24 protein-coding genes are annotated in these 26410 nt (G+C 67.3%); 15 read left to right on the top strand and 9 right to left on the bottom strand.

Annotated elements, in window-relative coordinates; all coding sequences use genetic code 11:
• Nucleotides 1-35: 35 nt before the first annotated feature.
• Nucleotides 36-533: a LabA-like NYN domain-containing protein gene (locus BM337_RS12185; RefSeq protein ID WP_089816866.1), complete on the bottom strand. Its 498-nt coding sequence runs from the start codon at nucleotides 531-533 to the stop codon at nucleotides 36-38.
• A 411-nt stretch (nucleotides 534-944) separates the two neighbouring features.
• Between BM337_RS12185 and dapA the strand changes: the two genes are divergently transcribed.
• The 6 genes from dapA to BM337_RS12155 all read left to right on the top strand — a co-directional run bounded on the left by dapA (nucleotide 945) and on the right by BM337_RS12155 (nucleotide 7143).
• The gene (dapA, locus tag BM337_RS12180) at nucleotides 945-1871 is read left to right on the top strand and encodes a 4-hydroxy-tetrahydrodipicolinate synthase (RefSeq protein ID WP_089816865.1); all 927 of its coding nucleotides are present in this window, start codon (nucleotides 945-947) and stop codon (nucleotides 1869-1871) included.
• The gene (gene dapB / locus BM337_RS12175; RefSeq protein ID WP_089816864.1) at nucleotides 1868-2629 is read left to right on the top strand and encodes a 4-hydroxy-tetrahydrodipicolinate reductase; all 762 of its coding nucleotides are present in this window, start codon (nucleotides 1868-1870) and stop codon (nucleotides 2627-2629) included. Before dapA ends, dapB begins: the two co-directional genes overlap by 4 nt.
• Complete coding sequence (locus BM337_RS12170) at nucleotides 2626-3456, top strand: 2,3,4,5-tetrahydropyridine-2,6-dicarboxylate N-succinyltransferase (protein ID WP_089816863.1); 831 nt, start codon at nucleotides 2626-2628, stop codon at nucleotides 3454-3456. The genes dapB and BM337_RS12170 overlap by 4 nt, the downstream gene beginning before the upstream one ends.
• A 10-nt stretch (nucleotides 3457-3466) precedes the next feature.
• Nucleotides 3467-4291 carry an Nmad3 family putative nucleotide modification protein gene (locus BM337_RS12165; RefSeq protein WP_089816862.1) on the top strand — a complete coding sequence of 275 codons (825 nt, stop codon included), beginning with the start codon at nucleotides 3467-3469 and terminating at the stop codon, nucleotides 4289-4291.
• Nucleotides 4292-4747: 456 nt separating this feature from the next.
• The gene (lysA, locus tag BM337_RS12160) at nucleotides 4748-6022 is read left to right on the top strand and encodes a diaminopimelate decarboxylase (RefSeq protein ID WP_089816861.1); all 1275 of its coding nucleotides are present in this window, start codon (nucleotides 4748-4750) and stop codon (nucleotides 6020-6022) included.
• Entirely contained in the window at nucleotides 6019-7143 is a 1125-nt protein-coding gene (locus tag BM337_RS12155; protein ID WP_089816860.1) for a M20 family metallopeptidase, read from the top strand. Before lysA ends, BM337_RS12155 begins: the two co-directional genes overlap by 4 nt.
• On the opposite strand, the gene BM337_RS12150 is transcribed toward BM337_RS12155, so the two are convergent.
• Entirely contained in the window at nucleotides 7135-7752 is a 618-nt protein-coding gene (locus tag BM337_RS12150; RefSeq protein WP_089816859.1) for a phosphoribosyltransferase, read from the bottom strand. The genes BM337_RS12155 and BM337_RS12150 overlap by 9 nt on opposite strands.
• Nucleotides 7753-7940: 188 nt before the next feature.
• On the opposite strand from BM337_RS12150, the gene BM337_RS12145 reads away from it, so the two are divergent.
• Nucleotides 7941-9053, top strand: coding sequence for a glutamate-cysteine ligase family protein (locus BM337_RS12145; protein WP_089816858.1), 1113 nt, complete (start codon nucleotides 7941-7943; stop codon nucleotides 9051-9053).
• 255 nt (nucleotides 9054-9308) lie between these two features.
• On the opposite strand, the gene BM337_RS12140 is transcribed toward BM337_RS12145, so the two are convergent.
• The 5 genes from BM337_RS12140 to BM337_RS12120 form a co-directional block, all read right to left on the bottom strand.
• Entirely contained in the window at nucleotides 9309-10586 is a 1278-nt protein-coding gene (locus tag BM337_RS12140; protein WP_089816857.1) for a right-handed parallel beta-helix repeat-containing protein, read from the bottom strand.
• 140 nt (nucleotides 10587-10726) lie between these two features.
• On the bottom strand, nucleotides 10727-12112 hold the full coding sequence (purB, locus tag BM337_RS12135) for an adenylosuccinate lyase (RefSeq protein ID WP_089816856.1): 1386 nt from the start codon (nucleotides 12110-12112) through the stop codon (nucleotides 10727-10729).
• Nucleotides 12113-12303: 191 nt separating this feature from the next.
• Nucleotides 12304-12807: a hypothetical protein gene (locus tag BM337_RS20685; RefSeq protein WP_143117718.1), complete on the bottom strand. Its 504-nt coding sequence runs from the start codon at nucleotides 12805-12807 to the stop codon at nucleotides 12304-12306.
• A 30-nt stretch (nucleotides 12808-12837) separates the two neighbouring features.
• Complete coding sequence (locus BM337_RS12125; protein ID WP_089816854.1) at nucleotides 12838-13812, bottom strand: PrsW family intramembrane metalloprotease; 975 nt, start codon at nucleotides 13810-13812, stop codon at nucleotides 12838-12840.
• A gap of 93 nt (nucleotides 13813-13905) precedes the next feature.
• Complete coding sequence (locus tag BM337_RS12120) at nucleotides 13906-14457, bottom strand: hypothetical protein (protein WP_089816853.1); 552 nt, start codon at nucleotides 14455-14457, stop codon at nucleotides 13906-13908.
• A gap of 169 nt (nucleotides 14458-14626) precedes the next feature.
• On the opposite strand from BM337_RS12120, the gene purH reads away from it, so the two are divergent.
• The 7 genes from purH to BM337_RS12085 all read left to right on the top strand — a co-directional run bounded on the left by purH (nucleotide 14627) and on the right by BM337_RS12085 (nucleotide 23269).
• Nucleotides 14627-16207 carry a bifunctional phosphoribosylaminoimidazolecarboxamide formyltransferase/IMP cyclohydrolase gene (gene purH, locus BM337_RS12115; protein ID WP_089816852.1) on the top strand — a complete coding sequence of 527 codons (1581 nt, stop codon included), beginning with the start codon at nucleotides 14627-14629 and terminating at the stop codon, nucleotides 16205-16207.
• Nucleotides 16208-16279: 72 nt separating this feature from the next.
• Entirely contained in the window at nucleotides 16280-17239 is a 960-nt protein-coding gene (locus BM337_RS12110) for a formate/nitrite transporter family protein (RefSeq protein WP_089816851.1), read from the top strand.
• A 61-nt stretch (nucleotides 17240-17300) separates the two neighbouring features.
• Complete coding sequence (locus BM337_RS12105; protein ID WP_089816850.1) at nucleotides 17301-18437, top strand: Gfo/Idh/MocA family protein; 1137 nt, start codon at nucleotides 17301-17303, stop codon at nucleotides 18435-18437.
• Between the two features lie 87 nt (nucleotides 18438-18524).
• The gene (locus tag BM337_RS12100) at nucleotides 18525-19100 is read left to right on the top strand and encodes a hypothetical protein (RefSeq protein WP_089816849.1); all 576 of its coding nucleotides are present in this window, start codon (nucleotides 18525-18527) and stop codon (nucleotides 19098-19100) included.
• 62 nt (nucleotides 19101-19162) lie between these two features.
• Entirely contained in the window at nucleotides 19163-19831 is a 669-nt protein-coding gene (locus BM337_RS12095; RefSeq protein ID WP_089816848.1) for a hypothetical protein, read from the top strand.
• Nucleotides 19832-19944: 113 nt separating this feature from the next.
• Nucleotides 19945-22443 carry a dihydropteroate synthase gene (gene folP, locus BM337_RS12090; protein ID WP_089816847.1) on the top strand — a complete coding sequence of 833 codons (2499 nt, stop codon included), beginning with the start codon at nucleotides 19945-19947 and terminating at the stop codon, nucleotides 22441-22443.
• Between the two features lie 64 nt (nucleotides 22444-22507).
• A complete protein-coding gene (locus tag BM337_RS12085; protein WP_089816846.1) occupies nucleotides 22508-23269 on the top strand; it encodes a creatininase family protein in 762 nt (253 codons plus the stop codon).
• A gap of 15 nt (nucleotides 23270-23284) precedes the next feature.
• Here the strand turns inward: BM337_RS12085 and BM337_RS12080 are convergent, their stop codons facing one another.
• The gene (locus BM337_RS12080) at nucleotides 23285-23737 is read right to left on the bottom strand and encodes a GNAT family N-acetyltransferase (RefSeq protein WP_089816845.1); all 453 of its coding nucleotides are present in this window, start codon (nucleotides 23735-23737) and stop codon (nucleotides 23285-23287) included.
• Nucleotides 23738-23838: 101 nt separating this feature from the next.
• On the opposite strand from BM337_RS12080, the gene BM337_RS12075 reads away from it, so the two are divergent.
• Nucleotides 23839-24447, top strand: coding sequence for a class I SAM-dependent methyltransferase (locus BM337_RS12075; protein WP_089816844.1), 609 nt, complete (start codon nucleotides 23839-23841; stop codon nucleotides 24445-24447).
• 82 nt (nucleotides 24448-24529) lie between these two features.
• On the opposite strand, the gene BM337_RS12070 is transcribed toward BM337_RS12075, so the two are convergent.
• Nucleotides 24530-26410 (bottom strand): DEAD/DEAH box helicase, encoded by a 1881-nt coding sequence (locus BM337_RS12070; RefSeq protein WP_089816843.1) that lies wholly within the window; start codon nucleotides 26408-26410, stop codon nucleotides 24530-24532.

Below are 26410 nucleotides of genomic sequence, written 5' to 3'. Positions count from 1 at the left end.
TCTCTTCGTTCTTTCGAGCCCGATTTCGCGAGTGGCTACAGCAGGTACGTGTCTTCGTTCTCGCTGAGGTTCTCGAAGCTGTCGGCCGCCTCGACGAGTTCCTCGGAGGTGGACTCGGCGAAGCTCATCGCCTCGACGCGACAGCCCTCGTGGCGCAGGTAGCGACAGAGGCGGGCGAAGTCGCCGTCGCCCGTACAGAGGATGATCGTGTCGACGTGGGGCGCCAGCGAGACGGCGTCGAGGCTCATCCCGACGTCCCAGTCGGCCTTCTTCGAGCCGTCCTCGAACGTCTTGATGTCCTTGACGCGCGTCTCGAAGCCGATGTCGACGAGCGCCTCGAAGAAGCTCTCTTCCTCCGGCGAGTTCGCCCGGATGACGTAGGCGATCGCGCGCGTGAGTTCCCGGCCGTCGAGGGCGCCCTCCAGAAGCGAGCTGTAGTCGATATTGCGAGAGTAGAGACTCCGAGCCGTGTGATAGAGGTTCTGCGCGTCCGCGAGGACGCCCACCCGTTGGGTCGGGTGCGTAACAGGCATGCACGTTCGTGTGACCCCTGTCCGGTTAATTTTTCGGGGTCCAGCGCCGCCCAGCGCCGACGAAACTGTCAGCACGGAGGCGTCAGCGCATCCCCAGGGGTGCGCACGTCCGCGGCGACAGGCGTGAACGCCACTCCCCGTGGAACGCAAGCACTAAGACGCTCCACTGATCTATTTCGTGCAATGACCCGGAACGCACCCACCCGTCGCGATTCGACGAGCGGTGCGTCCGTAGCGGCCACCAAGGCCAAGCCGAAACTTCCATTCTGAGCGGCTCGCGGCGGGCGTAGCGACCCCGTCACGGGCCCGGAATCCTGCCGTTCGAGTGACGGAGCCGTCTCCCGCCGGCCGAACGGCAGTCATTTTTGCATCGCGCGCAGACTCACCCACAACAGACCAGCGACCACTCACATGACAGCAATCGACCTCACCGGCGTGTTCCCCGCGATGTGCACGCCGTTCCACGACGACGCGGACCGCAGCATCGACTTCGAAACCCTCCGAGAGGACGCCCAGCGCCTCGAAGCCGCGGGCGTCGACGGCCTCGTCCCCGTCGGCTCCACCGGCGAGTCGGCGACGCTGACCCACGACGAGCACGTCGAGGTCGTCGAGGCAGTCGTCGATTCGGTCGACGACGTACCCGTCGTCGCCGGCACCGGATCGAACAACACTCGCGAAGCGCTCTCGCTCTCCCAGCGCGCCGCCGACGCCGGTGCCGACGCCCTGCTCCTCATCTCGCCGTACTACAACAGGCCCGAACAGCGCGGCCTCGTCGATCACTTCGAGACCATCGCAGACGAGGTAGACTGCCCACAGATCGTCTACAACGTTCCCTCGCGCACGGGTCAGAATATCGAACCCGACACGGCCGTCGAACTCGCGAGCCACCCCAGTATTCTGGGCTACAAGGCCGCCAGTGGCGACATGAACCAGATATCGGAGATCATCGAACGCACGCGCGAGGCAGACTTCTCGGTCCTCTCCGGCGATGACGGGATGACCCTCCCGATGCTCTCGGTTGGCGCCCACGGCTGTATCAGCGTCGCCGCCAACGTCGAGCCGGAACGCACCTGCGCGATGGTCGGTGCCGCCCTCTCCGAGGACTACGAGCGCGCCCGGAACCTGCACCACGAGCTCGGGCCGCTGTTCCGCGGGCTCTTCGTCGAGACCAACCCCATCCCGGTGAAGGAGGCGATGCGGATCCGCGGCTACGGCCCCGCGCACGTCCGCCAGCCGCTCTCCCGCCTGAGCGATGAGTACCTCGACGACCTCGAATCGATCCTCGCGGAACTCGAAAACCCGGACGGTGAGGACGCCTTCGCGGAGGTCGAGCGATGACGCGCATCGCGGTCAACGGCGCGGCCGGCCGGATGGGCCGGGCCGTCATCGAGGCCGCGAGCGCGCGTGACGACTTCGACGTCGTCGTTGGGTTCCACGTCGACGACGTCGACGACATCCAGGGGGTCCCCATCTTCCACGCCGACGACCTCGCGGACGGCCTCGCCGAGCACGAACCGCAGGTCGTGATCGACTTCACCGTTCCCGAGTCGACGCTCGCGCTCGCGGACGCCTGCGTCGACGCCGGCGTCGGCATGGTCGTCGGGACGACGGGCTTCGACTCCGGCGGGATGGCCTCGCTCCGGTCGGCCAGCCAGGACGTCCCGGTGCTCAAGGCGACCAACTTCTCCCGCGGCATCCAGGTGCTCCTCAGGACCATCGGCGAGGCCGTCTCCGCGCTCCCGGACTACGACCTCGAACTGATGGAGACTCACCACAACCAGAAGATCGACGCGCCCTCGGGGACTGCCAACACCATCCTCGAGACGATTCAGGAAGAACGCGACGTCGAACCCGTCTACGGTCGCGAGGGTCACGCCCCCCGTCAGGAGGACGAGATCGGCGTGTTCGCGCGGCGTGCGGGGGATATCCGCGGCGAACACGAACTCGTCCTGGCAGGCAACGACGAGGTGGTCTCGCTGTCCCACCGGGCGGAGGATAGAGGGGTGTTCGCCGCCGGTGCGCTCGACGCCGCCACCTGGCTCGCCGGGAAGGATCCGGAATGGTATTCATTCGGGGAAGTCATCGACGACACATGAGCCTCGAAGCAGACGTCAGCGACCTCTGGCAGCGCAAACAGGACGGCCTGACCGCCGCCGACGCGACCGACGACCACCTCGCGGTCCTCGACGAGTTCCTCGAAGCCCTCGAAGCGGGCGAGGTCCGCGCCGCGGAGAAGGGAAGCGACGGCTGGGAGGCCAACGAGTGGGTCAAGCAGGGTATCCTGCTCAACTTCGGCCTGCGCGAGACCGAGGCCCGGACCTACGGCGACGTCACCTACCACGACGTCCTCCCGCTCCGCGAGACGGCGGACCTGAACGAGCGCGGGACGCGAAACACGCCGGACGGGACCGTCATCCGCCGGGGCGCCTACGTGGGTAGTGACGCCATCCTCATGTCCCCCGCCTTCGTCAACATCGGCGCCTACGTCGGCGATGGCACACTCGTCGACTCCTGCGACACCGTGGGTTCCTGCGCCCAGATCGGCGACGACGTCAAACTCGGCGCCAACACGCTCATCGGCGGCGTCCTCGAACCGGTCGAGGACGCCCCGGTCATCGTCGAGGACGGCGTCTCGCTCGGCGCGGGCTGCCGGGTCACTTCGGGCTTCGTCGTCGGCGAGAACTCCGTCGTCGGCGAGAACACCCTCCTCACGCCCCGCATCCCCATCTACGACCTCGTCGAAGAGGAAGTGATCTACGGCGAACTGCCGCCGGAGCGCCGCGCGTTCACCCGCTTCGTCGAGTCCAGCGTCTCGGACCACGACCTGTTCGACGGCGGCGCCTACAAGCCCGCCGTGGTCGCGACGGACGTCGAGGAACAGACGCTGGAAGCGACCGAGCGCGAGGACGCGCTCCGGGAGTAGTCTCCCGCAATTGACCGTCGTTCTCTGCGGCGTCGGCGCCGACACCGGCAACGTCCGGCCAGTCCCGAAAGTCGACAGTGACGGGCGATTCGAGTACGTCCCGATTCCGGAGAAAGGCCCGACCACGGAGGCGGCGACCTACGGGTCGCTCGACAGTCGATTCAGCGACGGTCCGCTCGCCGCGATTCTCGACGGCGTCCGACCGGGGAGCGACGGCGACTGGGTGACCGATCCGGACGCCATCGCGAGTCAACCCGTCCACCGCGACCCGAACCTCGACGCACTGACCTACGGCGAACACCGGCCGGCCTACGTCGCCGCGCTCCGCGACCTCGACCCGGGCGACGTCGTCGCGTTCTACGCCGGTTTTCCGGGGCCCGAAAGCGAGTACAAACACCGCTACCTGTTCGGCTACTTCACCGTCGCGGAGCGGCCCGTGGTTCTGGAACCAGACGACGACCTCGACGCCAAGCGCGCCGTGCTGGAGAATCATCCGGAGAACGCCCACGCCAAGCGCTTCGCCGCCCACGGCGACCTGTACTACCACGACCCGGAGTTTACTGACCGAATGGATCCGGTGGTTATCGTCCCCGGGGAAGAACCGGGTGGGCTGCTCGAAAGGGCGATTCGACTCAGCGACAGCCGTCGCGGCCCGAACTACTACATGGACGACGGCGTCGAATCGGAACTGAGCCCCTGCCGGAGTGGCGCCGATGGCTGCCACCTCGGCGGATTCAAGCCCGCCGTCCGGTGTGACGTGGATTCGGAGGCCTTTCTGGAATTCGTCCAGAGTGCGACCGACGATGTTTCCCGAGTGCGCACTACCGTCGGGTGAGTTACCGCGAGCATCTCGAAAGCCCCCGTGCTCTGCGGTCCCGCGGCTCGCTGTGGTCCTCGCTCACTGCGTTCGCTGCGGTCCTTACGTCGTCCTCAGAAATCGAAGATTTCTGATGGGCTGCGCAAGAGCTTCGCTCTTGCGAACGCCGGGGTTCCCGCAGAGCACGGCCCCTTTCATTCCCACCCGGGTCGGCTGATTGGTCGGGAGAGACGGGTGGACTGAAAGGGGCGACGCGGTCCGGGAACCCCGGACGCGCAAGCACCGCAGGCGAAGCCGAGGAGCGCAGTGCGTCCGCGGGACCGGAGCGCGTCGGGGCTTTCGAGGTGTTTGCAGTAACAATGTCCTTGCCGTAGCTGCAAAGATCCCAGCTACTGGTGTGAAAAGTCGCCACTACTCCCACCCGAACTCGTAGAAACGGAACCCTTGTTAGCGGGCGCTGCCGTGTGTTCGCCAATGACCGACGCCTCGCCGCCGATCCGCCGACTCGCGGACTGGGACCACGACCAGTTACTCGACATCGCCGCGGAGTACGACACGCCGCTGTACGTCCTCGATCCGTCGCGCGTCCAGGAGAACTACCGCCGGTTCTCCGCCGCGTTCCTCGACGCCCACGTGATGTACGCCGCGAAGGCCCACACCGGCCAGGCAGTTCTCTCTGCCCTGCTCGAAGCGGGGGCGGACATCGAGTGCGCTGCCGCGGGCGAACTCCAGCGGGCCATCCAGGCCGGCGCCGACCCGGACACGCTCCAGTACACCGCGGTCAACCCGCCGGACCGCGACCTCGACTACGCCGTCGACCTTGCGTCGGACCACCCGGGGTTCACCATCACCGCGGGCGCGCGGGACACCTTCGACCGCCTCGAATCGCGGGGCTACGACGGTCGCGTGGCCATCCGGATCAACCCCGGCATCGGTACCGGCCACCACGAGAAGGTCGCCACTGGCAAGGACGCCAAGTTCGGGATTCCGTACGACGAGGTACCGGAAGTCGCAGACGACGTCCGCGAGCGCTTCGACCTAGTGGGCATCCACGCCCACGCCGGCAGCGGCGTCCTCCACGACGACCTGGACGACCACTGCCGCGCCATCGCGAAGGTCGCGGAGATGGGCCGCGAAGTCGCCGGGGCGGGCGAGGGCCTGGAGTTCGTCGACTTCGGCGGCGGCTTCGGCGTCCCATACCGCGAGGACGAGGAGCCCCTCGACATGGACGTCGTCGGCGAGAAGGTCCGCGAGGCCGTCGGCGACCTGGACGCACAGATCAAACTGGAGCCCGGCCGCTACGTCGTCGCCGACGCCGAGTTGATCCTCACGACCGTCAACACCGTCAAGGAGACGCCCGCCGCCACCGTCGTCGGCGTCGACGCCTCGCTCGCGACGATGATCCGCCCGGCGATGTTCGACTCCTACCACCCCATCAGAAATATCACGGCGCCCGAGCGCGAGGACTACCCCGTCGCTATCGGCGGGCCATGCTGCACGAGTGCGGACGTCTTCGCCACTGACCGGCCGGTCGCCCGCCCTGAGCGCGAGGACGTCCTCGCCATCGGGAACTGCGGCGCGTACGGGTACGAACTCGCCAACCAGTTCCACTCCCAGCCCCGGCCCGCCGAGGTCGCCATCGACGGGGACGACGTGCGCGTGGTCCGTCGCCGGGAGACGATGGCCGACGTGACCAGAGTGGAAGACGAAGCGGAAATCGGGTCGGCCAGCGCGGAGTCCGACCGATGAGCTTCGACGTCGAGACCTTCCACCGGAAGGCCGTCGAGACGGCGTCCCACGAGGACGTCGGGGAGATGCGGGATCTCCTGGTCGAGACGCTCGAAGCCGCCGGCCACGAGCCGACGGTCGACGAGGCGGGGAACGTCCTCGCAACTCGTGGCGGTGCCGACGACAGCACCGCAGACGGTGATGATGACAGCACGGGCGGCCGCCACCTCGTCCTCAACACCCACATCGACACCGTGCCGCCGCACGTCCCCTACGGTCGCGACGGCGACGTGGTCAGGGGTCGAGGCGCCTGCGACGCGAAGGGGCCACTCGCCGCATTGCTGTCCGGCTTCCTCGCCGTCGAGCCCACCGACGGGAAACTGACCATCGCCATCACGCCCGACGAGGAGACGGTCCAGTCGGGTGCAGCCCACCTGGCAAAGCGGATGGCCGACGGAGACCTGTCGGTCGACGGCTTCGTCGTCGGAGAGCCGACGGGCCTCGACGTCTGTACAGCCGCGCGCGGGCAGTACGAGGGAACGATCACTATCACCGGCACGGCCGCCCACGCGGCGACCCCCGAGAGCGGTGCGAACGCGATTCGCGCCGCCGCCCCCGTCCTGCAGGCCATGGAGACGTTCGACGAAGAACGCGGCCCGGGTAACCACGAGTCACTCGGTCAACCCACGCTCACGCCGACGGTCGTCGAGGGCGGGGAGACGTCGAACCAGGTCCCCGAAACCTGCGAAATCACCTTCGACCGACGGCCGGTCCCGCCCGAGAGCGCCGAGGAGTTCCGGGCCGACCTGGAGGAGCACCTGTACCAGTGGATGCCGACCGGGATGGACCTCCGCGTCGAACTCACTCCCAGAGAGTCACCCTTCCTCGGTGCGTTCGCCACCGACCGCGACGACCTGCTGGTCCGGCAACTCGTCGACGCCAGCGGCGGCGACGTTCGCCCGTTCGGCGCCGCCACGGAGGCTTCCTTCTTCGCCGAGCACGCGCCAACCGTCGTGTTCGGCCCCGGCGATCTCGCCGACGACGAGGGTGCAATCGCCCACAGCGAACGGGAGTACGTCCACCTCTCGGAGGTCGAGGCGGCCGCGGCGGCGGTCCGGACTGCCCTCGAGGAGCTAGTGTAGGTACGACTGCGCCTCGGCGTCGCTCACCTGGTCGAAGTTCCTGAAGTAGGCGCCCACCGCGCGGAAGGCCGCCGGGATCTCGAGGACCACCACCTCGTCCGCGAACGCCCGCAGTTCCTCGATACTGTCCCGTGGCCCGACCGGCACCGCGACCACGACGCTCGCCGGTCCTTCGTCGCGAACGTGCTTGAGGCAGGCCCGCATCGTCGCTCCCGTCGCGACGCCGTCGTCGACGACGACGACGCGCTTGCCGGATAGATCCGGTGGCGGTCCCTGCCGATACCGTCGGGCCTTCTCGCTCGCGGCCTCGCTGACTGCGACTCGCTCGTCATCGACGTAGTCCTCGCGGACGCCGACGTCGTCGATTAGCGACTGATTCAGCCACAGCGCCCCGTTCTCGGCGACAGCGCCGATAGCCAGTTCCGGGTTGTGCGGGGCGCCGATCTTCTTTGCCACGACGACGTCGAGCGGAGCGTCCAGCCGATCTGCGACGGCGCGACCGAGGGGGAGTCCACCGCGTGGGATGGCGAGGACGACGTCGGCTTCGACGCCACGCTCGCGAAGCGCATCGGCCAGTCGGTCGCCGGCGTCGGTGCGATCGCGGAACATACTCGAGTGTTCGATCCGCTAACAGTTAGGTCGACCGCCGGTACGCCGGTAGCGAGGAAATATTTCCGCTCGGGAAAAATTCTTGTATTGCCGTGTTGCACGGTAACGTATGGCATATAGGTTCCCCCTCTCCGGACGCTAGAGTCGTTGCGTGTGGACCAACTGACCGCGGCTGTGGCGAGGTCACCGTGTCATCACATCAATCAGAACCGATACGGCGGAGCATCGAGGTCGAGTACTGGGTGATAGACGACGAGGGGCGACTCGTCGAACCGGGCGAACTCCTGGACGCGTCGGCGGGCGCCGAGGAGGAGTTCGTCGAACCACTGATCGAGATCAAGACGACACCCTGCGAGACGACGGCGGAACTGCGCGCGGAACTGTTCGAGCGCGTCGGTGCAGTTCTCCGGCGCGCCGACGAACTCGACCGGGGTCTCGTTCCGCTGGCGACGCCCGTGTATCAGGACGAGATACCCGAGCGGGAGAGCGAGCGCACGCACATCCAGAACGCGGTCGTCGGCGAGGACTTCGAGTACGTCCGCCACTGCGCGGGCACGCATATCCACGTCGAGCAACAGCCCGGCCGCGCCATCGACCAGTTGAACGCGTTCATCGCGCTGGACCCCGCGCTGGCGCTGGTCAACTCATCACCGTACTTCCAGGGCCGTCGCCTTGCGGCCGGCGCGCGGTCGAAACTCTACCGCTGGATGGCCTACGACGACGTCCCCCACCAGGGCCGGCTCTGGACTTACGCGGACGACACCGACGAGTGGACCCGCCGGCTGGAACGCCGTTACGAGGAGTTCCTGACCGCCGCGACCGACGCCGGCGTCGACAGACGAGCCATCGCGTCGAGTTTCGATCCCGAGAGCGCCGTCTGGACGCCGGTCCAGCTCCGCGAAGAGTTCGGCACCGTCGAGTGGCGCTCGCCGGATACGGCGCTCCCCGGCCAGGTCGTCCGACTGGCCGACGACCTGGCCGGCGTCGTCGAGCGCATGCGCGACGCCGAGGTCCGCATCCAGGGCGACGGCGGTCGCGTGGACGGAGAAGACATCGTCCTCCCGGAGTTCGACGCCGTCATCGGGTACGTCAACGCCGCGATCAGGGACGGCCTGGCCGACCCCGACCTCCAGGCGTACCTCGAACGGATGGGCTTCGACGTCGACGCGTACGAACCGGTGTCGCCAGCGATCGATAGCGGCCGGACCATCTCGCCGGAGGCGGCACGCCAGCTACGGCTCGAACAGGCCGAACGGCTCGAACGGGACGTGCTGCAGGCCGACCCGATCAGAGGCGACTGACTGGAGTTGGAATGATCTCCCCTCCGCCTGCTCTCGTTCTAGACGCGCAGTTCGGGCGGTCTTTCGTGGTCGCCAACGTTCAGTTCGCCGAGATGATTTCGGCCGATCTGGTCAAGACACCACGAGAGAAGTGCCCTATCGACTCGCCACCCGTTTCGGGTGCGTAGTCGACAAGTAGATGGTTGATTGGGCCCCGGATGATGTCAGTTCTCGCGCGGACGTCCAATTGACCCTCGGAACCCGGTGTCCATGGATTCACCTCGTCGTTGTGCCGTCGTAACTGACCCAGTTCTCCCCGCTGTCATCCCAGACGTAGAATTCCGGCGTATCGTTAGTATATGCGTTATGAACGCCGATTTCGCCGGGATGCTGGCCGTTCGCATCACCAATATTCTTCGCAACGACTACTCCATTGCTACGAAGACGCTTTGCGATATCTGGGTCCGAGACCACGCCATCACTGTACCCGGGATAGTGCGTTCCCCGATAGACGTCTAGGCGTCGGTTCTGATCGCCGCTCTGGGTCGGTCCGTCGACCAGATAACTATAGCCGCCCTTGATACGAGTCCCATGCACAGTCGCAGTCCGGCATCCCTTGAGGTATATGAAGCTCCTGAGAGAATTGTTCAACGGGTTACCGTACGCGCTATCTATCGATAGTCCGTAGCAGCTTTCCGCGTATATCTCAGCACTCTCGGATCCAAGGCCAGTATCCTGCTTGTTCCCCTCCACGTAGGCACCGTAGACGTTCGCAGCGCTGAGCCCCTCCATGCGGAGCCCATACCCCTGAGAATCCTCGACCTGGCACCCCATCATATTCACCGCATGACTTCCATTTATGTTCACGCCGTGCCCGCCAGCGAAGAGAGTCCTGACACCGAACAGATTCGTCGAATGGGCGCCGCCTTCGATGTAGATACCATCGTCAGAACTGTCCTGGACTGAGGTGTGGTAGAGATCCATGGAATTCGTCGAGAGTGACGGATTTCTCACGGCGATCCCGTGCCCACTGGTCTCTCTCACGTGGACATTCGAGAGTTCACAGAATTTCGTGTCCTCGATGAGCAAACCGGGGTCGCCACCTCTGATCGACAGGTTCTGGAGACTCACGGCGTTCGGACGCTCGCTCTTGCTCACGATCTCGACCGCCGGTCCACTTCCTCCGGGGTTGTCGATGTAGGTATTTCCGTCACCCATCACGGTAATTTCGCGGTCGATCTCAATCGTATCTACCTCCTCGACGCTACTATCGTACGCCGAGGTGACGAACACGAGGTTCGACTTGTTGACCGCGTCCTGCAGGGACTCACCTTCCCCGACGAACCGTGCACTGCCGAGGTCGTCGTCGTACGGCGCTGCCGCGGCAGTTCCGGCGCCACCGAGGAGGAGCCCGCCCACGCTGAGCGCGCCGAGCATCTGACGACGCGTGGAACTCGTCGGCGAACTGCCTGCGGACGAACCCCGCGTTGCTTCCTGTTCGAGCTGTTCGATCCGCTGTTCGAGTTGCTGGATGCGTTCGGATTCGTCAGTCATAATATGCAACTGACCGAACAGCTCGCGCTGTTGTAAATTTAACCAGAATACAGATAGTATGAAGACGGGATGGAGTGGCTAACATTCCAATCAGCCAGCCACGTATCGGGAAACTGTCGTTGCAGAACCTCGACGGACGGTCAGTCGAGCGCGTCCACCATCTCGTCCGCGACGCCCGTGTAACCCGCCGGCGTCAGAGCGTGCAACTCCTCGCGGACGGCCTCGCTCACGTCGAGGTCGTCGATCATCGCGGTGAAGTCCTCCATCGTCACGTGCTGGCCGCGGGTCGCCTTCTTCACCTGTTCGTAGGCGTCCTCGTGGCCCTCCCGGCGGAGGATCGTCTGGACGGCCTCGCCGATTATCTCGGGGGTCCCTTCGAGGTCGTCGGCCATCACCTGCTCGTTCGGGACGACCTTCGCCAGGCCGTTCTGACACTTCCGGTAGCCGATCAGGCAGTGCGAGAAGGCGGCCCCGATGTTGCGCTTGACGGTCGAATCGGAGAGGTCGCGCTGGAGTCGCGACTTCGTGACGTAGTCGCCGAGGAAGGTCAGGTCGGAGTTCGCCTTCGAGAGGTTCCCCTCGCTGTTCTCGAAGTCGATGGGATTGACCTTGTGGGGCATCGTCGACGACCCGGTCTCGCCCTCGACGGCCTCCTGGCCGAGGTAGCGGTCGGAGACGTAGAGCCAGACGTCGAGGTCCAGGTCGAGCAGGACGTTGTTGGCGCCCCGCAGCGCGTCGAAGAGCGCGGCCAGGTCGTCACAGGGGTTGACCTGCGTCGTGAGCGGTTCGTGATCGAGGCCGAGGCCGTCGACGAACTCGCGGGCGAACGCGGGCCAGTCGACGTCGGGATAGGCGGCGTGGTGGGCGGCGTAGGTGCCCGACGCGCCGGCGAGCTTTCCGGAGAGGGCGTCTGCAGCCTGCTCGATTCGCACGAGTGCGCGGCCCAGCCGCGAGGCGTAGACGGCCATCTCCTTGCCGAAGGTCGTCGGCGTCGCGGGCTGGCCGTGGGTGCGCGCGAGCATCGGGACGTCACGGTACCGGCGGGCCATCTCGGCCAGCGCGTCGCGGGTCTCGCGCAGTTCGGGCACCAGCACCTCCTCGACGGCGGGCTTGACGAGCAGGCGGTGGGCGAGGTTGTTCACGTCCTCGCTGGTGAGCCCGAAGTGGATCCAGTTGCCCGCGTCGAGGTCCTCGGGCAGGTTCAGGCGGACGAAGTACTCGACGGCCTTGACGTCGTGGTTCGTCGCGGTGTACTCGCCGTACCCCTCGGTTTCGAGTTGCTTGACGACGCTGGCGTCGTCCTTGTCGAAGGACTCGTAGAGCCCGCGGAGGTGCTCGCGCTGGTCGGCGTCGACGGCCAGCGGGGTCGCGTCGAGGTCCGCGAGAGCGATCAGATACTCCACTTCGACCTCCACGCGCGCCCGCATCAGCGCGCGTTCGCTGGCGTAGGGCACGAGCGGTTCGGTATACCGGGCGTACCGCCCGTCGAGTGGCGAGACGGCGTCGAGCGCGCCGCGTTCTGTCATGCGCAAGGGTGGGCCGGGCCGCCGAAAAAGCGTATCGAATCCCGTGTGGATGGTTCGTCGAGTCATCGAAGACCCGTCCCGGACCGGATTCGGTCGGTGGTGAGCACCGGTGTGATACGCACCGATCCATCGAAAGAGACTCTGTGGCAGCGCTCTCCGAACTCGTGTCCGTCGACGACGAATCGGCGGAATTACTCCTCCTGGGCGCACGTATCGACGAAGAAGTCATCGTCTTCACCATAGACGACGAACGAAACCCCAGACTCAGGTCTCACGATTCCCAGGAGGAAGGCCTTCTCTTCGTCAGTCTCGGCCAGATCCAGCCGCTGCCAGTCACCGTCACCTGCGAGTCGCGCCTCGACGACCGGTTCTTCGCCGTCACCTTTCCACGAACACGGTAACGTTTCGGCACCTTCCTCCTGAACGACCGGCAGAGTCTCCTCTGTGACTATCTCGTCGGCCTGTTCGATCCGGACGTCGATGCGTTCGGTCCCGTAATACGGATTCACTAGCTGAACACCGGCTAGTTCGGTTCGCGTCCCAGAGAGCTGACGACACCCAGAGAGGCCACCCAGCCCCGTCAGGCTGACAGCAGAGAGAATCTGGCGGCGTGAAACGGACCGGCCCATGCCCTCTCTTTCCCTGATGTGCCCATAGTATCTTCCGGCTTCGACGGCGGCTGAGACGCAGCTCACAGAAGAAACGAGCGTGGAGACCCGGAGAGATCAGTCGTCCTCGGCAGTCGCACCCATCGCGTCCGATTCGTCCTCGGCGCGGTGGTAGTATTTCGTGTACCGGGAGAGCTTCCGGTAGAGGAAGTAGCCGACGATGAGGTCGAAGCCGAGGATGACGCCGAGGGAGAGGAACAGGTTATCGATCGGCAGGTACGTCACGAGCGTGTTGTAGGTGGCGTGGATGAGCGCGGCGATGAGGATGCCCTTGACGACGATGGGGCCGGCGTTCTCACGGTTGAACTTGGCGAGCCCCAGGTAGTAGCCCGCGAAGGCGGAGTAGAGCACGTGGCCCGGGCCGACGAACGCCCGGCTGGTGGCCGTGCCGATCGCACGCTCGATCTGGGTGACGCCGGCCATCTCCGCTGCGGCCTGGTACCCCTGGGTGATGTAGAGAGCGTTCTCGATAGTGGCGAAGCCGAGGCCGGCGACGGCGCCGTACACCGCGCCGTCGATGACGGCGTCGAAGTCGTCCCGGCCGTAGGCGTGGCTTCGGATGGCGAGCCACTTCACCGTCTCCTCGATGGGGCCGACGACGAGGAAGAAAAAGAGCGCCATCCCGATCACCGGGACGTAGCTGAAGACGACCTGGAACACCGAGTTGACCGCGGCGGCGAAGCTGGCGAACAGGACCGCGAGCACGAACGTGATGGCGAGCGCGTCGATGGGCTCCCGGCGCGTGGGGTCGTCGTACCAGACGTAGGCGACGAGCAAGAGCGCCGGGACTGCGGACAGCGCCGCCAGGAAGCCGAGCCTCGGTTCCTCGACGACGAGCAGCCCCGCGAACGCGAGCTGGGCCACGAAGAGGAGCAGCGCGAGCGCGATGAGGCCGAACCGCTTGATCCCGTGCAGGACGGCGTATATGACGACCGAGAGCCTGTCGATGATCGACCGGGCATCCCACTCGGCGACGTCGTACAGGTCCTCGGTGTCGCCGAGGACGATCGCAACCGGATCTCGATCACGCATACCTTGGAACAGGGCCGCCACACCGTAGTGATTTTCGGCGAGAGACCGTCCCTGACCGCCACAGACCGGTCGTCGCGGTGACGAGCGGGGTGGCTACCGCCCGACGGCGCTCGGTTCGAGGTGGTCGGCCGGGCGGTCGGGATGACGCCAGAGGTGGCTCCCGACCGCGACCCAGGCCAGTCCGACGGGCAGTGCCAGCGCCGGGACCCGGTTGAACCCCAGGAACAGGACGGTCCCGACGAACAGGCTGACACCGATCCACGGCGGGAGACGGCGGGCGCGCACGAGGCCGGCGGCAAGGAGGAGCGACCCGGCCACGAGCGCGAGGACCCCCGGCGCGAGGAAGGACGTCGTCAGCCCGCCCTCGCCGCGGACCAGACGGAGCGCCTGGCCGACGGCGAACGAGAGCGCCCCGACGGCCGCGAGGGCGGCTCCCTCGCCACCGGGGAACTGGTAGGCCCAGTCGAACGCGAGGACGACGCCGGCGAGACCGACGGCAAGCAACAGGCCGGAGGTCGCGACGAGCCAGAGCGCGACGCCGTCGGCGACCGTCCCGGCGGCTGCCGCGACGGCGGCCCAGCCAGCCCAGGTGAGTCCGGCCGCGACGACGGGGAGCGCGGCCCAGTGACGACGAGTTCCGTTCACAGGGGCGACTACGCCCGCCACCGTCAAATGGTTCGGGTGTCGACAGTGTCGAAGTGCCACGCCGCGGCGATGGCTTCGGCCGTACGACTGCACCGGGTGCGCCGACTGTGTCGACTGTGTCGAGGGTGGATTCGCAACTACTTTGCGCGCCCGCTCCGCGTCCTCGCACATGAAACTCGCCGGCATGGCCAGCAACCGCGGCCGGAACCTGATGAACATCGCGGACCGCGCGCCGGGCGGCGCGTCCTTCGCCGTCGTCCTCACGAACGACGCCGACGCACCGGTGCTCGACGCCGCAGCCGAACGTGGCATCCCGACCGAAGTGGTCGAACGCGAGAACGACGAGGAACGCGAGGCCCACGAGGAGCGCGTGGTCGACGCGCTCGCCGACTACGACGTCGACCTCGTCTGCCTCGACGGCTACATGCGCGTCCTCACCGAGACGTTCCTCGACGCGACGCCGACGACGCTGAACGTCCACCCCTCGCTGCTCCCCTCCTTCGCCGGGATGGACGCCCACGAGCAGGTCGTCGAGTCGGGCGTCAAGCTCACGGGCTGTACCGTCCACGTCGTCGACGAGACGGTCGACGGCGGCCCGGTCGTCACCCAGGAACCCATCCCCGTCTACCAGGGCGACGACGAAGACGACCTGAAGGAGCGCGTGCTCTACGAGGGCGAATTCGCCGCCTACCCGCGAGCGGTCAAGTGGTTCGCGGAGGGCCGCGTCGACGTCGACTTCGAGGCCGGGACCGTCGACGTCGACGGTGACGACGGCGGGGCGTTCCCGACGCGCCGCCTCGTCAGCGACGACCGCGCCGCGGACCTGCGCTACGGGGAGAACCCCCACCAGGACGCCGCGCTGTACGCCGACCCCACCACGACCGAGGCCAGCGTCGTCCACGCGGACCAGCTGAACGAGGGCGCGAAGGCCCTGTCCTACAACAACTACAACGACGCCGACGGCGCGCTCAACCTCATCAAGGAGTTCGACGAGCCCGCCGCCGCGGTCATCAAACACACGAACCCGGCCGGGTGTGCGACCGCCGAGACAGTCGCCGAGGCCTACGAGAAGGCCCTCTCGACGGACCCGATGAGCGCCTTCGGCGGCATCGTCGCGCTCAATCGGGAGTGCGACGCCGACACCGCCGAGCAGATAATCGACTCGTTCAAGGAAGTCGTCGTCGCGCCGGGGTACACCGACGCGGCGCTGGACGTCCTCTTCGAGAAGGAGAACCTGCGAGTTCTGGACTGCGACGGCGAGTTCGAGGCCACGGAGACCCTGACCGAGAAGCCCCTCGTCGGCGGGCGACTCGTCCAGGAGCGGGACCGCCAGCACCTCACCGCCGACGACCTGGAGGTCGTCACCGAGCGCGAACCGACCGACGAGCAGGTCGAGTCGATGCTGTTCGCCTGGCACACGCTCAAACACGTCAAGTCCAACGGCATCCTCTTCGCCAAGGGCACGGAGACGGTCGGCATCGGGATGGGACAGGTCTCCCGCGTCGACGCCGTCCGCCTCGCCGCGATGAAGGCCGACGAGCACGCCGAGGGGAAGGATTCGGCGGGCGCCGTCATGGCCTCTGACGCCTTCTTCCCGTTCCCGGACGGCATCGAGGAAGCGGTCGACGCCGGCATCGAGGCCGTCATCCAGCCCGGCGGGTCGAAGAACGACGACGCCGTCGTCGAGGCCGCGAACGAACACGACGTGGCGATGGTCTTCACCGGCCAGCGCTCCTTCAGGCACGACTGAGCGCCAGCGACTGCCTCGCTCGCCACCCTCGAACGAAGTTCCTTTCCGGGAGTTCGTCATACCAACCCTGTAATGGCTGATCCCGACGAATCCGAGGGGAACCAGGTCCGCGACGCAGTCGAGCGGTCGCGCCACGGCGCACCCGCCGCGGGGGCGGTCGTCCGCGACCGCTTTTCCTCCGACGAGATATTCCAGCGGATCCTCGCCGCTGCCGACGAGGAGATTCGCGTCGGCAACCGGGAACTGTTCTTCAGCGGCCTCGCCGCGGGCTTTGCCATCACCATCACCTTCCTGCTGTACACGTCGATGACGGCCAAGACGGGCGGTGACCCCGTGTTGAGCGCCATCCTCTACCCGCTCGGCTTCGTCTACATCATCCTCGGTGACTATCAGCTGTTCACCGAGAACACCTTGCCGCCCGTCGCGCTCGTCCTGGAACGTCTCGCGAGCGTGCCTGCACTGCTGGGCATCTGGGCCATCGTGCTCGCCGCCAACCTCGTCGGCGGCGTCGCCGGGGCGTTCTTCCTCTCCTCGACGGGTGTGTTCACGCCCGAGGCAGCGGCTGCGGCCGAAGGATTCGCCGAGAAGGCCATCGACACGGCCTGGTGGACGCTGTTCGCCAAGGCCGTCTTCGCCGGGCTGATCGTCGCCGGCGTCGTCTGGGTCGACTACGCCTCCCGGGACACCATCTCCCGGCTCGTGCTGGTCTACGTCGCCTTCCTCGCCATCCCCTTCGGCAACCTCTACCACGTCGTCGTCTCGTCCACGGAGATGGTCTACCTCGTCTTCCAGGGCGAACTCGCCCTCGCCGTCGGCATCTGGGAGTTCGTCCTGCCGGTGTTGCTCGGCAACTCCGTCGGCGGCGTCGCCCTCGTCACCGTGGTGAACTACTTCCAGACGACCGAGCGTCGGGTGGAGGAGGCCCGGAGCGAGGACTTCAAACGCCAGCTCTCGCTCCGCGAGTCGCTGCTCGGCGGTATCAGCGGTCGCGCGTACGTCCCCATCCGCGGCGAGAACGACGAGGGCGAGTGACGAACCGGGGTGACGCCGACGTGCCGACACGGCTTTGTGCGCGCGGCGTCGGGTGCGTGGTATGACATACCGCGCGATTCAGGTCGGGACCGGTGGCCAGGGCGCTCGCTGGTGTGACACCTTCCTGCAGCCCCACGTCGAAGCCGGCCGGGTCGACGTCGTCGCCGCCGTCGACGTGGACGAGTCGGCCCACGCGAACGCCCGCGAGCACCTCGACGTGCCCGCAGAGGCCTGCTACACCGACGTCGAAGCGGCGGTCGCCGAACACGACGCCGACTTCTGTATCGTCGTCGTCCCGCCGTGGGTTCACGAGGAGGTCGTCGACGCGGCCCTCGCCCACGACCTCGATATCCTCTCGGAGAAGCCCATCGCCGACACGCTGGAGGCGTCCGTCCGCATCGCCGAGAAAGTCGAGCGCGCCGGCGCGAAGATGGGGGTGACGATGAGCCACCGGTTCGACCGGGACAAGACGACGCTGCGTCGGCAGATCGGCGCCGAATCGAGCGGCCCGCTCGACTACCTCGTCGGCCGATTCACCTGTAACGCCAGGACCTACGGGACGTGGGGCGCGTTCCGCCACGACATGGACCACCCGCTCATGGTCGAAGGTGCCGTCCATCAACTGGATTTCCTCGCGGACATGGCCGGAGCGCCCTGCGAACGCCTCTACGCCGACACCTGGCAGCCCGAGTGGGCCGAGTACGCCGGCGACGTTCAGGCCACCGTCCAGCTGCGCTTCGAGAACGGCGTCCGGGCGACGTGGGAGGGCGCGAAAGCCAACGCGACGACGCTCAACGGCTGGGGGAACGACTACGTCCGCGCGGAGTGTCGCGACGCCACCCTCGAACTCGACGGCCGGGAACTGACGCGCTATCCCTACGACGCCGACGCAGAGGGAGTCGTCGGAACGACGGGCCGAGAGCGGGGCGAAGCGGTCCCACTGGACGAACGCGAGCACTGGTCGAACACCTGGCTCGTCGGGCAGTTCCTCGAGTGGCTGGACGGCGGTGAGCGTTCCGACGGAACGCGAGCCTCCTCGGAGCGAAGCTCCGACGGCGGCGAACCGATGGAGACGAACGTGCACGACAACCTCCAGTCGGTGGCGCTCGTCGAGGCAGCCATCGAGAGCAGCGAGACGGGCGAACCGGTCGCGGTCCAGGAACTACTCGCCGACGCGCGCGCCGCTCTCGACGGCTGATCCTTCCGCGCGCGGCGGCATCCGTTCGTCCCGCTTGTGTCTTGCGGTTTCGCCGTGTTTTTGCCCCCTCACTGCGAACTGTTCGCCGTGAGTTGGTTCTCGCGCAACGCCCACTGGGTGACACTCGCGCTCTCGCTCGTCGTCGGGTACGTCATCGTGGGGTTCCTCGGCGTGAGCGCGCTCGCGTTACTGGCCGGCGCGTTCGGTGGGGCGAGTCCCGGCGCGTTGCTCGCCGACGCGGCCGTCGTCGTCGGCGTGGCTGGGCTGTTGATCCTCGCCGAGGTGACGCTGACCGTCGCGTTCGTCGTGAGCGTGGTCCGGCGGCTCTCCTTCCCCACCAGCGACCGCGCCGCTTGGGTGTTCTCGCTCCTCGAAACCGTCCTGCCGCCGATTCGCGGGCTCGGCCTCTCCGAGCGGTTCGCACCGAGCCTCGAAGAACGGGAGCGAGCGATCAAGCGCCGCTACGTCGAGGGGGACCTGTCGGAGAGGGACTTCGAACGCGAGATGCTCGACCTCCTCGCCGAGGCCGAACCGGAGTCCCCGCTCGCCGACCACACCGACCCGCTCGACCCTCACGAATCGACGCGCGGGAGCGACGACCGGGGCGGGGATTCGCCGGCCCCGGACCTGTTGAACCGTAAGCGACGGCGCGAGACCGAGTGAGCGCCCGCCGAGAGCTGTCAGCGTCGGTGGTGTTTTTGGTGGCGGCGCCCGTTGGAACCCACATGAGCAGAGAGTTCACGTTCTTCCAGTTCGACGTCGACGAGGACGCTATTCGCCGGATCCTCGCGTCGATTCCGGGTGTGGAGCCGGTCCAGGTCGACGAACGGGATCAGGCCGAGACGGCGAGACCGGCGAGCGACGCCGAGGCTGGCCCGTCCACGACCGGCGGCGACGACGCGAGTTCGACCGGCGCCGACGTCGGCCCGACCGGCGCCGACGTCGGCCCGACCGGCGAACCATCCGCGAGATCTGCAGGCGTGGAGGCACACCTGGACGACACGCCCAGAGAGAGTCGAGCGACGGCGTCGACGTGGACGCGCCCGTCGACGCCGTGGCCCGGCGCGCCCACCGACGAACCTGACGACGAGGACGGGGGAACCGTGGCCCGGATGCTGGAGAAGAAGCTCCTGATCGGCGGCGTCGCCACCGCGCTCGGCGTCGTCGGTGCCGTCGCCGTCTGGTTCCTGAAATTTCGGGACAGCGGCGGAGCGGACGAGTTCACGAGCGACAGGCGCGGAGCCACTGGCCAGGACCCCACCCCAGACGACCCCCACGCCGACGACGAGGACTCCCGGGACTACCCGGTCGACGTCGCGCCCGTCGTCGGGATGGCGTTTCTCGCCGTCGCGACAGTCATCCTCCGGAGATTCGACGCCGACCGCGAGGACTGACGGGCCACCGCGGGCCGGAATTCCGGGCGCTGGGGCGTCGACGGTGTCGTCCCCGTCGTCGCTGTCGTCGGTGTAATCGTCAGTCTAAAGCGCGCGGCGGGGAACACACGAGCATGGAGTTCCACGAGGCGGCGAACTTTCTCTTCGATCTGCGGCGTTTCGCTTTACGGCCCGGCACCGAGGCAACACGGGACCTGCTCGCTCACCTGGACGACCCCCACGTCGACCTGCCGTGCGTGCAGATCGCCGGCTCGAACGGGAAGGGGAGCACGGCGCGAATGCTCGAGCGCACCCTCCGTGAGGCCGGCCTCGACGTCGGCCTCTACACCTCGCCTCACCTCGACGACGTGCGCGAACGGGTCACCGTCGGTGGCCACAAGATCACCGAGAGCGCCATCGTCGAGTTCGCCGAGGAGATTCGACCGTACGTCATCGACCGGGCCGCCGCTGGCGACTCGCCGACCTTCTTCGAGACGCTGACGGCACTGGCCCTCTGGGAGTTCGACCGGCAGGACGTCGACGTCGCGATACTCGAAGTGGGCATCGGCGGCAAGAAAGACGCCACGAGCGTCGTCGACCCGGTTGCCAGCGCCGTCACTGAGGTCACGCTCGAACACACCGGGATCCTCGGAGACACGATCGACGAGATAGCTCGCGACAAGGCCCACGTCGCGCCCGACGACGCGCCACTCGTCACGGCGACGACCGGTGAGGCGCTGGCAGCGGTCGAGGACGTGGCCGGCGACGTCGTGACCGTCGACGACGTCGTGACCGTCGGCGATGTGGCGCAGACCGACGATTCCGGGGCCGACGACGGCGACGATTCCGAGGACCCAGACGTCGAAGTCGCCTACCACGGGCGGGCGGGGCTGGAAGGCGAAATATCCCTGTCGGGCCCCGACTGGGCACTCGAGACGAAGCTTCCGCTGATCGGGGCCCACCAGGCCCGGAACGCCGGCATCGCGGCGACTCTCGCCCGACAGGTCGCCGACGTCGACGAGGCCACTATCGCCCGTGGCCTGCGGAACGCCCACTGGCCCGGCCGCTTCGAGGTGATGGACGAGGACCCGCTCGTCGTCCTCGACGGCGCCCACAACCCCGGCGGCGTCCTGCGCGTCGCCGAGACGCTGAGCGAGTTCGACTACGACGACCTCCACCTCGTCGTCGGTGCGATGGTGGACAAGGACCTGCGTAGCGTCGCCCGGGCAATCGATTCGGTCGACCACGTCGTCGCCTGCCAGCCCGACGTCGACCGCGCCGAGGACGAGTCCGTCGTCGCCGCGGCCTTCGAGGAGGAGACCGACGCCGAAATCGAGACCCGTAGCGACGTCGCGGGCGCGTTCGACATCGCCCTCGACGCCGCCGGCGAGGACGACTGCGTGCTCGTCGCGGGGTCGCTGTACGCCGTCGGCGAGGCCCGATCGCGGTGGATCCGCCCGAAGATACCCAAGCGCGTCGACTCGATCGAGTCGGCCCGGGAGACCATCGAGGGAGCCCACGTCACCGACGCTGGCGCCTGGCGGATGCGCGGCAAGGCAGTCCACCGCGTCCTGAAGTCCCGCGTCCAGCCCCGCCAGGCCCAGTACCTCAAGGAGGAACTGCTGTCGCTCGGCGGCGAGTGCGCGGTGTCGGGGCTCAACAATCAGGACCAGGAGAACCTCGACGTGGTGCTCATGGCCACGATGGCCCAGTACAGGCGCCTCTGCGACAAGCTCGACGGCCAGCCCTACGGCCTGTCCACGCTGGCCAGAGAGCTCCGGGCCGCGCTGGATATCCAGCAACCCGACAGCTCCTGGGACTATCCCTGGGAGGACGGCACCGCCGTCATGGGCATACTGAACGTCACGCCAGACTCGTTCCACGACGGCGGCGAGTACGACGCCGTCGACGACGCCGTCGCGCGGGCCGAGGAGATGGTCGCGGCCGGCGTCGATATCATCGACGTCGGCGGTGAGTCCACCCGCCCCGGGGCCGACGTCGTCCCCGTCGAGGAGGAGCGAGACCGCGTCGTCCCGGTGATCGAGGAACTCGCCGACATGGACGCGCTGGTCTCCATCGACACGCGGAAGGCGACCGTCGCCCGCGCCGCGCTGGAGGCGGGCGCAGATATTCTGAACGACGTGTCGGGACTGGAGGACCCGGAGATGCGCTTCCTCGCCGCCGAGTACGACGTCCCCCTCGTCGTGATGCACAGCGAGGCGGTGCCCGTCGACCCCGACAACGACGTCGAGTACGACGACGTCGTCGAGGACGTCGTCGACCAGTTGACCGAGAAAGTCCTCCTGGCCGAGAAAGCGGGGCTGGACCGCGAGCAGATAATCGTCGACCCCGGCCTCGGCTTCGGCAAGACTCGCACCGAGAACTTCGAGTTGCTGGGCCGGCTGGGCGAGTTCGAGACGTTCGGCTGTCCGGTGCTGGTCGGCCACTCCCACAAGTCGATGTTCGGCCACGTCGGCGAGGGCGGCGGCGACGCGCCGAACGCTACCGTCGCAGCGACGGCGCTGGCCGCCGAGCGTGGCGCGGACATCGTCCGCGTTCACGACGTCCACGAGAACGCGACGGCGGTGAAGGTGGTGCAGGCGGCGGACGATCCCGAATCGCTCGATTCCTGATCCCATGTGAACCGATGACGGTGCCACCCCAGATTTATCGCCGTCCTGGTGCCCGTCCGTAGCGATGACTTCTCCCGACACCGTTCTCCTCGAAGAGCTAGCGTGGCCAGACGTCGAAGCAGCGCTCGACGCCGGGACCGACACCGCCGTCGTCGCCGTCGGCGCGGTCGAACAGCACGGCCCGCACCTCCCGCTGGTCGTGGACGCCCTCGCCGGCGACGAACTCGCGAGACGGATCGCCGAGCAACTCGGCGACGCGCTGGCCGCACCGACGATCCGGCCCGGCTGTTCGGGCCACCACATGGAGTTCCCCGGGACCATCACCGTCCCGCCCGAGACACTGATGGACGTGATCCGGGGTTACTGTCGGTCGCTCGACGAACACGGGTTCGACCACGTCGCGCTCGTGCCGACCCACGGCGGTAACTTCGCGCCGGTCAACACGGTCGCGCCCGAACTCGGTCGCGAGCTCGACGCCAACGTGATCGCAGTGGCGGACCTGGACGAACTGATGGAGTTACAGAACGACGGGCTCGAAGCGGGCGGCGTCGACTACCGCGAGCCGGTCATCCACGCGGGGGCCGCCGAGACGGCCGTCGTCATGGCGGTCCGGGAGAACCTCGTCAGGACCGACGAACTCGCCGCCGGACACGACGGCGAGCTATCGACCGCCCGTCTGCTAAGCGAGGGATTCCGGGCAATTACGGAGTCCGGCGTGCTCGGCGACCCGCGGAAAGCGACGCCCGAGGCCGGCGAAGCCATCCTAGACGCCGTCACCGAGGCCTACGCCGAAACGATAGAACGGGAGCGAGCGGCAGTCCGGTAGGCGCTCCTCGCAGTCTCACTCCAGTTCTGTCTCCACCACGTAGCCCCACGTCTCCATCCCGTTGGCCTCGTAGAACTCCCTGGCCTCGTCGTTATCTAGAACGTTCGCCAGCGCGACGTACTCGCAGTCCCGTTCCGCTGCCCACTGTTCGATCCATTCCAGCAGGGCCGCGCCGTGGCCCTCACCTCGATACGCCTCGTCAACGACGAAGTCGTGGACCCAGGCGTGGCGCCGGTGGTGGAGGACGCGCTGGACCGAGAGGCCCGCGACGGCGACGAGGTCGCGGTCGGCGTCGTCGCTCTCGCCGCTCCCGTCTTCGGCGTAGTAGCCATACAGTTCGTAGTCTTCTTCTTCTCGCCACGACCGCACGAAATCTTCACTCTCGTGGGACCAGAGCTGTCGGAGGATGGGGACCGCCTCGTCCCACTGCTCGTCGGTGGTCACCTGCTCGACCGTCGGCTCCGGCATGGGCGAGTTGACCCCTCGCGGGACTAAAAGTGCTGCTCCCGCGTGGGAGACGGCCCCATAGGACCGGAAAACTCATTCCCGGATGCTCGCAGGTTTGGACTATGGACCAGCGCGACGTCGTTCGCGAAGGGTACGACGCCATCGCGGAGACCTACGTCCAAGAGCGTCGCGGCGAAGGCCGGGAGCGGGAGATCGCCGCGGAACTCGCTGCGTCACTGCCAGACGGATCGCGCGTCCTGGACGCCGGGTGCGGCGCGGGTCGGCCGGCGACGGAGACGCTAGCCGCGGCCCACGACGTTGTCGGCCTCGACATCTCCCGCGAACAGCTATCCCTGGCCGGCGAGCGAGTTCCCGACGCCGACCTGACGATGGGTGACCTGGCGACGCTGCCGTTCGCCGCCGACAGCTTCGACGCACTCGTCTCGTACCACGCTATTATCCACGTCCCGAAGGAGGAGCACGCCGACGTCCTCTCGGAGTTCCAGCGGGTGCTCCGGCCCGATGGTCGGCTCGTGGTGACGATGGGTACCGCAGAGTTCGAGGATGAAAACGACGACTGGCTCGACACCGGCGAGACGATGTCCTGGAGTTTCTACGGCCCCGAGAAGAACCGCAAACTGGTGGCGGAGGCGGGCTTCGAGATAGCGGACGTCGAGGAAGTCGACGACGAACTCGGCGGCACCTTCGAGTTCTTCCGTGCGCGAGCGTAGGTGGGTTACCGTGTTGATTAGGCTGTGTACTCTGCATCTCGGGTGTGGAGAGTAACCAGATCTAGAGGACGTCCTGCTACGTTCAGTCCACAGTCCCGGACCCACCGGACGTGTCGGAATCAGCGTCGCCGTCTTCCAGCGTCGACTCCCGAACGTCGCCAACCTCGCTCTCGCTCTCGGTCACGCGAATCCCCTTCGACGCGAGGTGACGCATCTGCCGGCGGACGAAGTCCTCCTCCTCGGTCCCCCGGGTAGCGAGCACGTACAGCAGCGCGTCGCCGACGGGACGCATCGTCCGGCCGGCACGTTGCGCACCCTGCCGTCGCGACCCACCGAGACCGGAGGCGATGATCGCCAGTTCCGCGTCCGGCAGGTCGATGCCCTCGTCACCCACCCTGGACACCACCAGTGCGTCCCGTTCGCTGCGGCGGAACTCGTCGAAGAGCTTCTCGCGGCGGGCGTGTGGCATCTCGCCGCTGATGAACGGCACGTCCAGTGCTTCGGAGATGGCCTCGCCCTGGTCGAGGTACTCGACGAAGACCAACGCCTTCGCGGCGGGGTGTTCCTCCAGCAGGAATCTGATCTCGTCTATCTTCGCGGAGTTGTCCGCTGCCGCTTGCCGCCGACCGTGGCCGACGGCGGAGACGTACTCGTCGGCCTCTGAATCGTCGCCCCAGGGGACGAGTCGGATGTTGACTTCGGGTTCCTGGACGAAGCCGGCCTCGAACAGCGCCGACCAGTCGGTGCCGATGGGCGGGCCGACGAGGGTGAATATCTCCTCCTCGTCGTCGGACTCGCGGGTCGGCGTCGCGGTGAGTCCCAGCCGGTGTTTCCCCTGCAGGTCGGCGCTACGCCGGTAGACGTCGGCGGGGACGTGGTGGACCTCGTCGTAGACGATGAGTCCCCACCGGCGCTCGTCGAAGAGCTTGCGGTGGCGGTCCATCCCGGCCGTCCGGTACGTCGCGATGGTGACCGGACGGATCTCCTTGGTGCCGCCGTGGTACTCGCCGATGTGGGACTCCTCCAGGTCGGTGTGGAGGATCAACTCGTCGTGCCACTGGCTGGCGAGTTCACGCGATGGGACGAGGATGAGCGTCTCTCCCCCAACCGCTTCCATGGCGCCCATCGCGGCGACGGTCTTGCCACTGCCGGGCGGGCCAACGAAGACGCCCGAGCCCTGCTCGACGAAGCGCTGGACCCAGTCGGCCTGGTAGTCCCGGAGGGTGAGTCGGAGTTCCAGGTCCAGGTCCTCGCCCTCGTCCAGCTCTCGCTCGTCCCGGACGGGATAGCCCGCGTCGTACAGCGTCCGCTTTACCTGGGCCGTCTTCTCCTCGTTGACCCAGCTCTCCGAATCGGAGATGGGCGCCCGCAGCGCGTCGTCGTCGAGTTTCTGCCGGGCGACGTTACCCATCAGGTCGTCGCTCTCGGCCGCAAGGACGGTATAGCCGTCCTCGTGGGTGTACAGCCTGAACTTCCGGGCGCGCTCCCACTGGCTGGTCACCCACTCCTCCAGGTGGGGCGAGCGCTCGCCGAAGACGTCCCGCATCGTCGCGATCAGGTCCTCGAGCGAGTCGTAGGGTGCCTGCCAGATATCCTCCTCCCGCATCTCGTAGATTGCCCCACCGGAGCGATTCGTGTCGACGAGGTGGGCAAACTGCGAGAGTTGTGCGCGGGTGAACTGGTCGGCGTGCTGGACGACGACCTCGCGGCGGTCGGGAAAGAGCACGACGCGCTCGCGGTCCGTGACGGCGTCCAGATCCGTCGGGTACCAGACGGCGTCGGCGCTGGTGACGTCCTGCCGGGCCACCTCCTCCAGGTCCGCGAGGCGTTCGAGTTCCTCGCGGGCCCGCTCGGTCGTCAGGTCGGTCTTCCGCGAGAGCTCCGCGGCGGTGAGGTGGGGCCGGCCGACGCTCTCGATGGCGTCGTAGAGGTCCGACAGCGAGAGTTCGTCGTCGTCTGTCAC

Source organism: Halomicrobium zhouii (genome assembly GCF_900114435.1).
Taxonomy (GTDB): Archaea; Halobacteriota; Halobacteria; order Halobacteriales; family Haloarculaceae; genus Halomicrobium; species Halomicrobium zhouii.
Note: the sequence above shows the minus strand (reverse complement) of the source record. Positions and strands in the feature narration are given on the sequence as shown.

Coding starts and splice junctions, on each gene's coding strand:
- BM337_RS12095 (WP_089816848.1), top strand. CDS start 19,163: ATGAGCAGAGAGTTCACGTTCTTCCAGTTCGACGTCGACGAGGACGCT.
- BM337_RS12080 (WP_089816845.1), bottom strand. CDS start 23,737: ATGCCGGAGCCGACGGTCGAGCAGGTGACCACCGACGAGCAGTGGGAC.
- purH (WP_089816852.1), top strand. CDS start 14,627: ATGAAACTCGCCGGCATGGCCAGCAACCGCGGCCGGAACCTGATGAAC.
- BM337_RS12075 (WP_089816844.1), top strand. CDS start 23,839: ATGGACCAGCGCGACGTCGTTCGCGAAGGGTACGACGCCATCGCGGAG.
- BM337_RS12185 (WP_089816866.1), bottom strand. CDS start 533: ATGCCTGTTACGCACCCGACCCAACGGGTGGGCGTCCTCGCGGACGCG.
- BM337_RS12085 (WP_089816846.1), top strand. CDS start 22,508: ATGACTTCTCCCGACACCGTTCTCCTCGAAGAGCTAGCGTGGCCAGAC.
- BM337_RS12125 (WP_089816854.1), bottom strand. CDS start 13,812: ATGCGTGATCGAGATCCGGTTGCGATCGTCCTCGGCGACACCGAGGAC.
- purB (WP_089816856.1), bottom strand. CDS start 12,112: ATGACAGAACGCGGCGCGCTCGACGCCGTCTCGCCACTCGACGGGCGG.
- BM337_RS12140 (WP_089816857.1), bottom strand. CDS start 10,586: ATGACTGACGAATCCGAACGCATCCAGCAACTCGAACAGCGGATCGAA.
- BM337_RS12150 (WP_089816859.1), bottom strand. CDS start 7,752: ATGTTCCGCGATCGCACCGACGCCGGCGACCGACTGGCCGATGCGCTT.
- dapB (WP_089816864.1), top strand. CDS start 1,868: ATGACGCGCATCGCGGTCAACGGCGCGGCCGGCCGGATGGGCCGGGCC.
- folP (WP_089816847.1), top strand. CDS start 19,945: ATGGAGTTCCACGAGGCGGCGAACTTTCTCTTCGATCTGCGGCGTTTC.
- BM337_RS12155 (WP_089816860.1), top strand. CDS start 6,019: ATGAGCTTCGACGTCGAGACCTTCCACCGGAAGGCCGTCGAGACGGCG.
- BM337_RS12170 (WP_089816863.1), top strand. CDS start 2,626: ATGAGCCTCGAAGCAGACGTCAGCGACCTCTGGCAGCGCAAACAGGAC.
- BM337_RS12105 (WP_089816850.1), top strand. CDS start 17,301: ATGACATACCGCGCGATTCAGGTCGGGACCGGTGGCCAGGGCGCTCGC.
- lysA (WP_089816861.1), top strand. CDS start 4,748: ATGACCGACGCCTCGCCGCCGATCCGCCGACTCGCGGACTGGGACCAC.
- BM337_RS12110 (WP_089816851.1), top strand. CDS start 16,280: ATGGCTGATCCCGACGAATCCGAGGGGAACCAGGTCCGCGACGCAGTC.
- dapA (WP_089816865.1), top strand. CDS start 945: ATGACAGCAATCGACCTCACCGGCGTGTTCCCCGCGATGTGCACGCCG.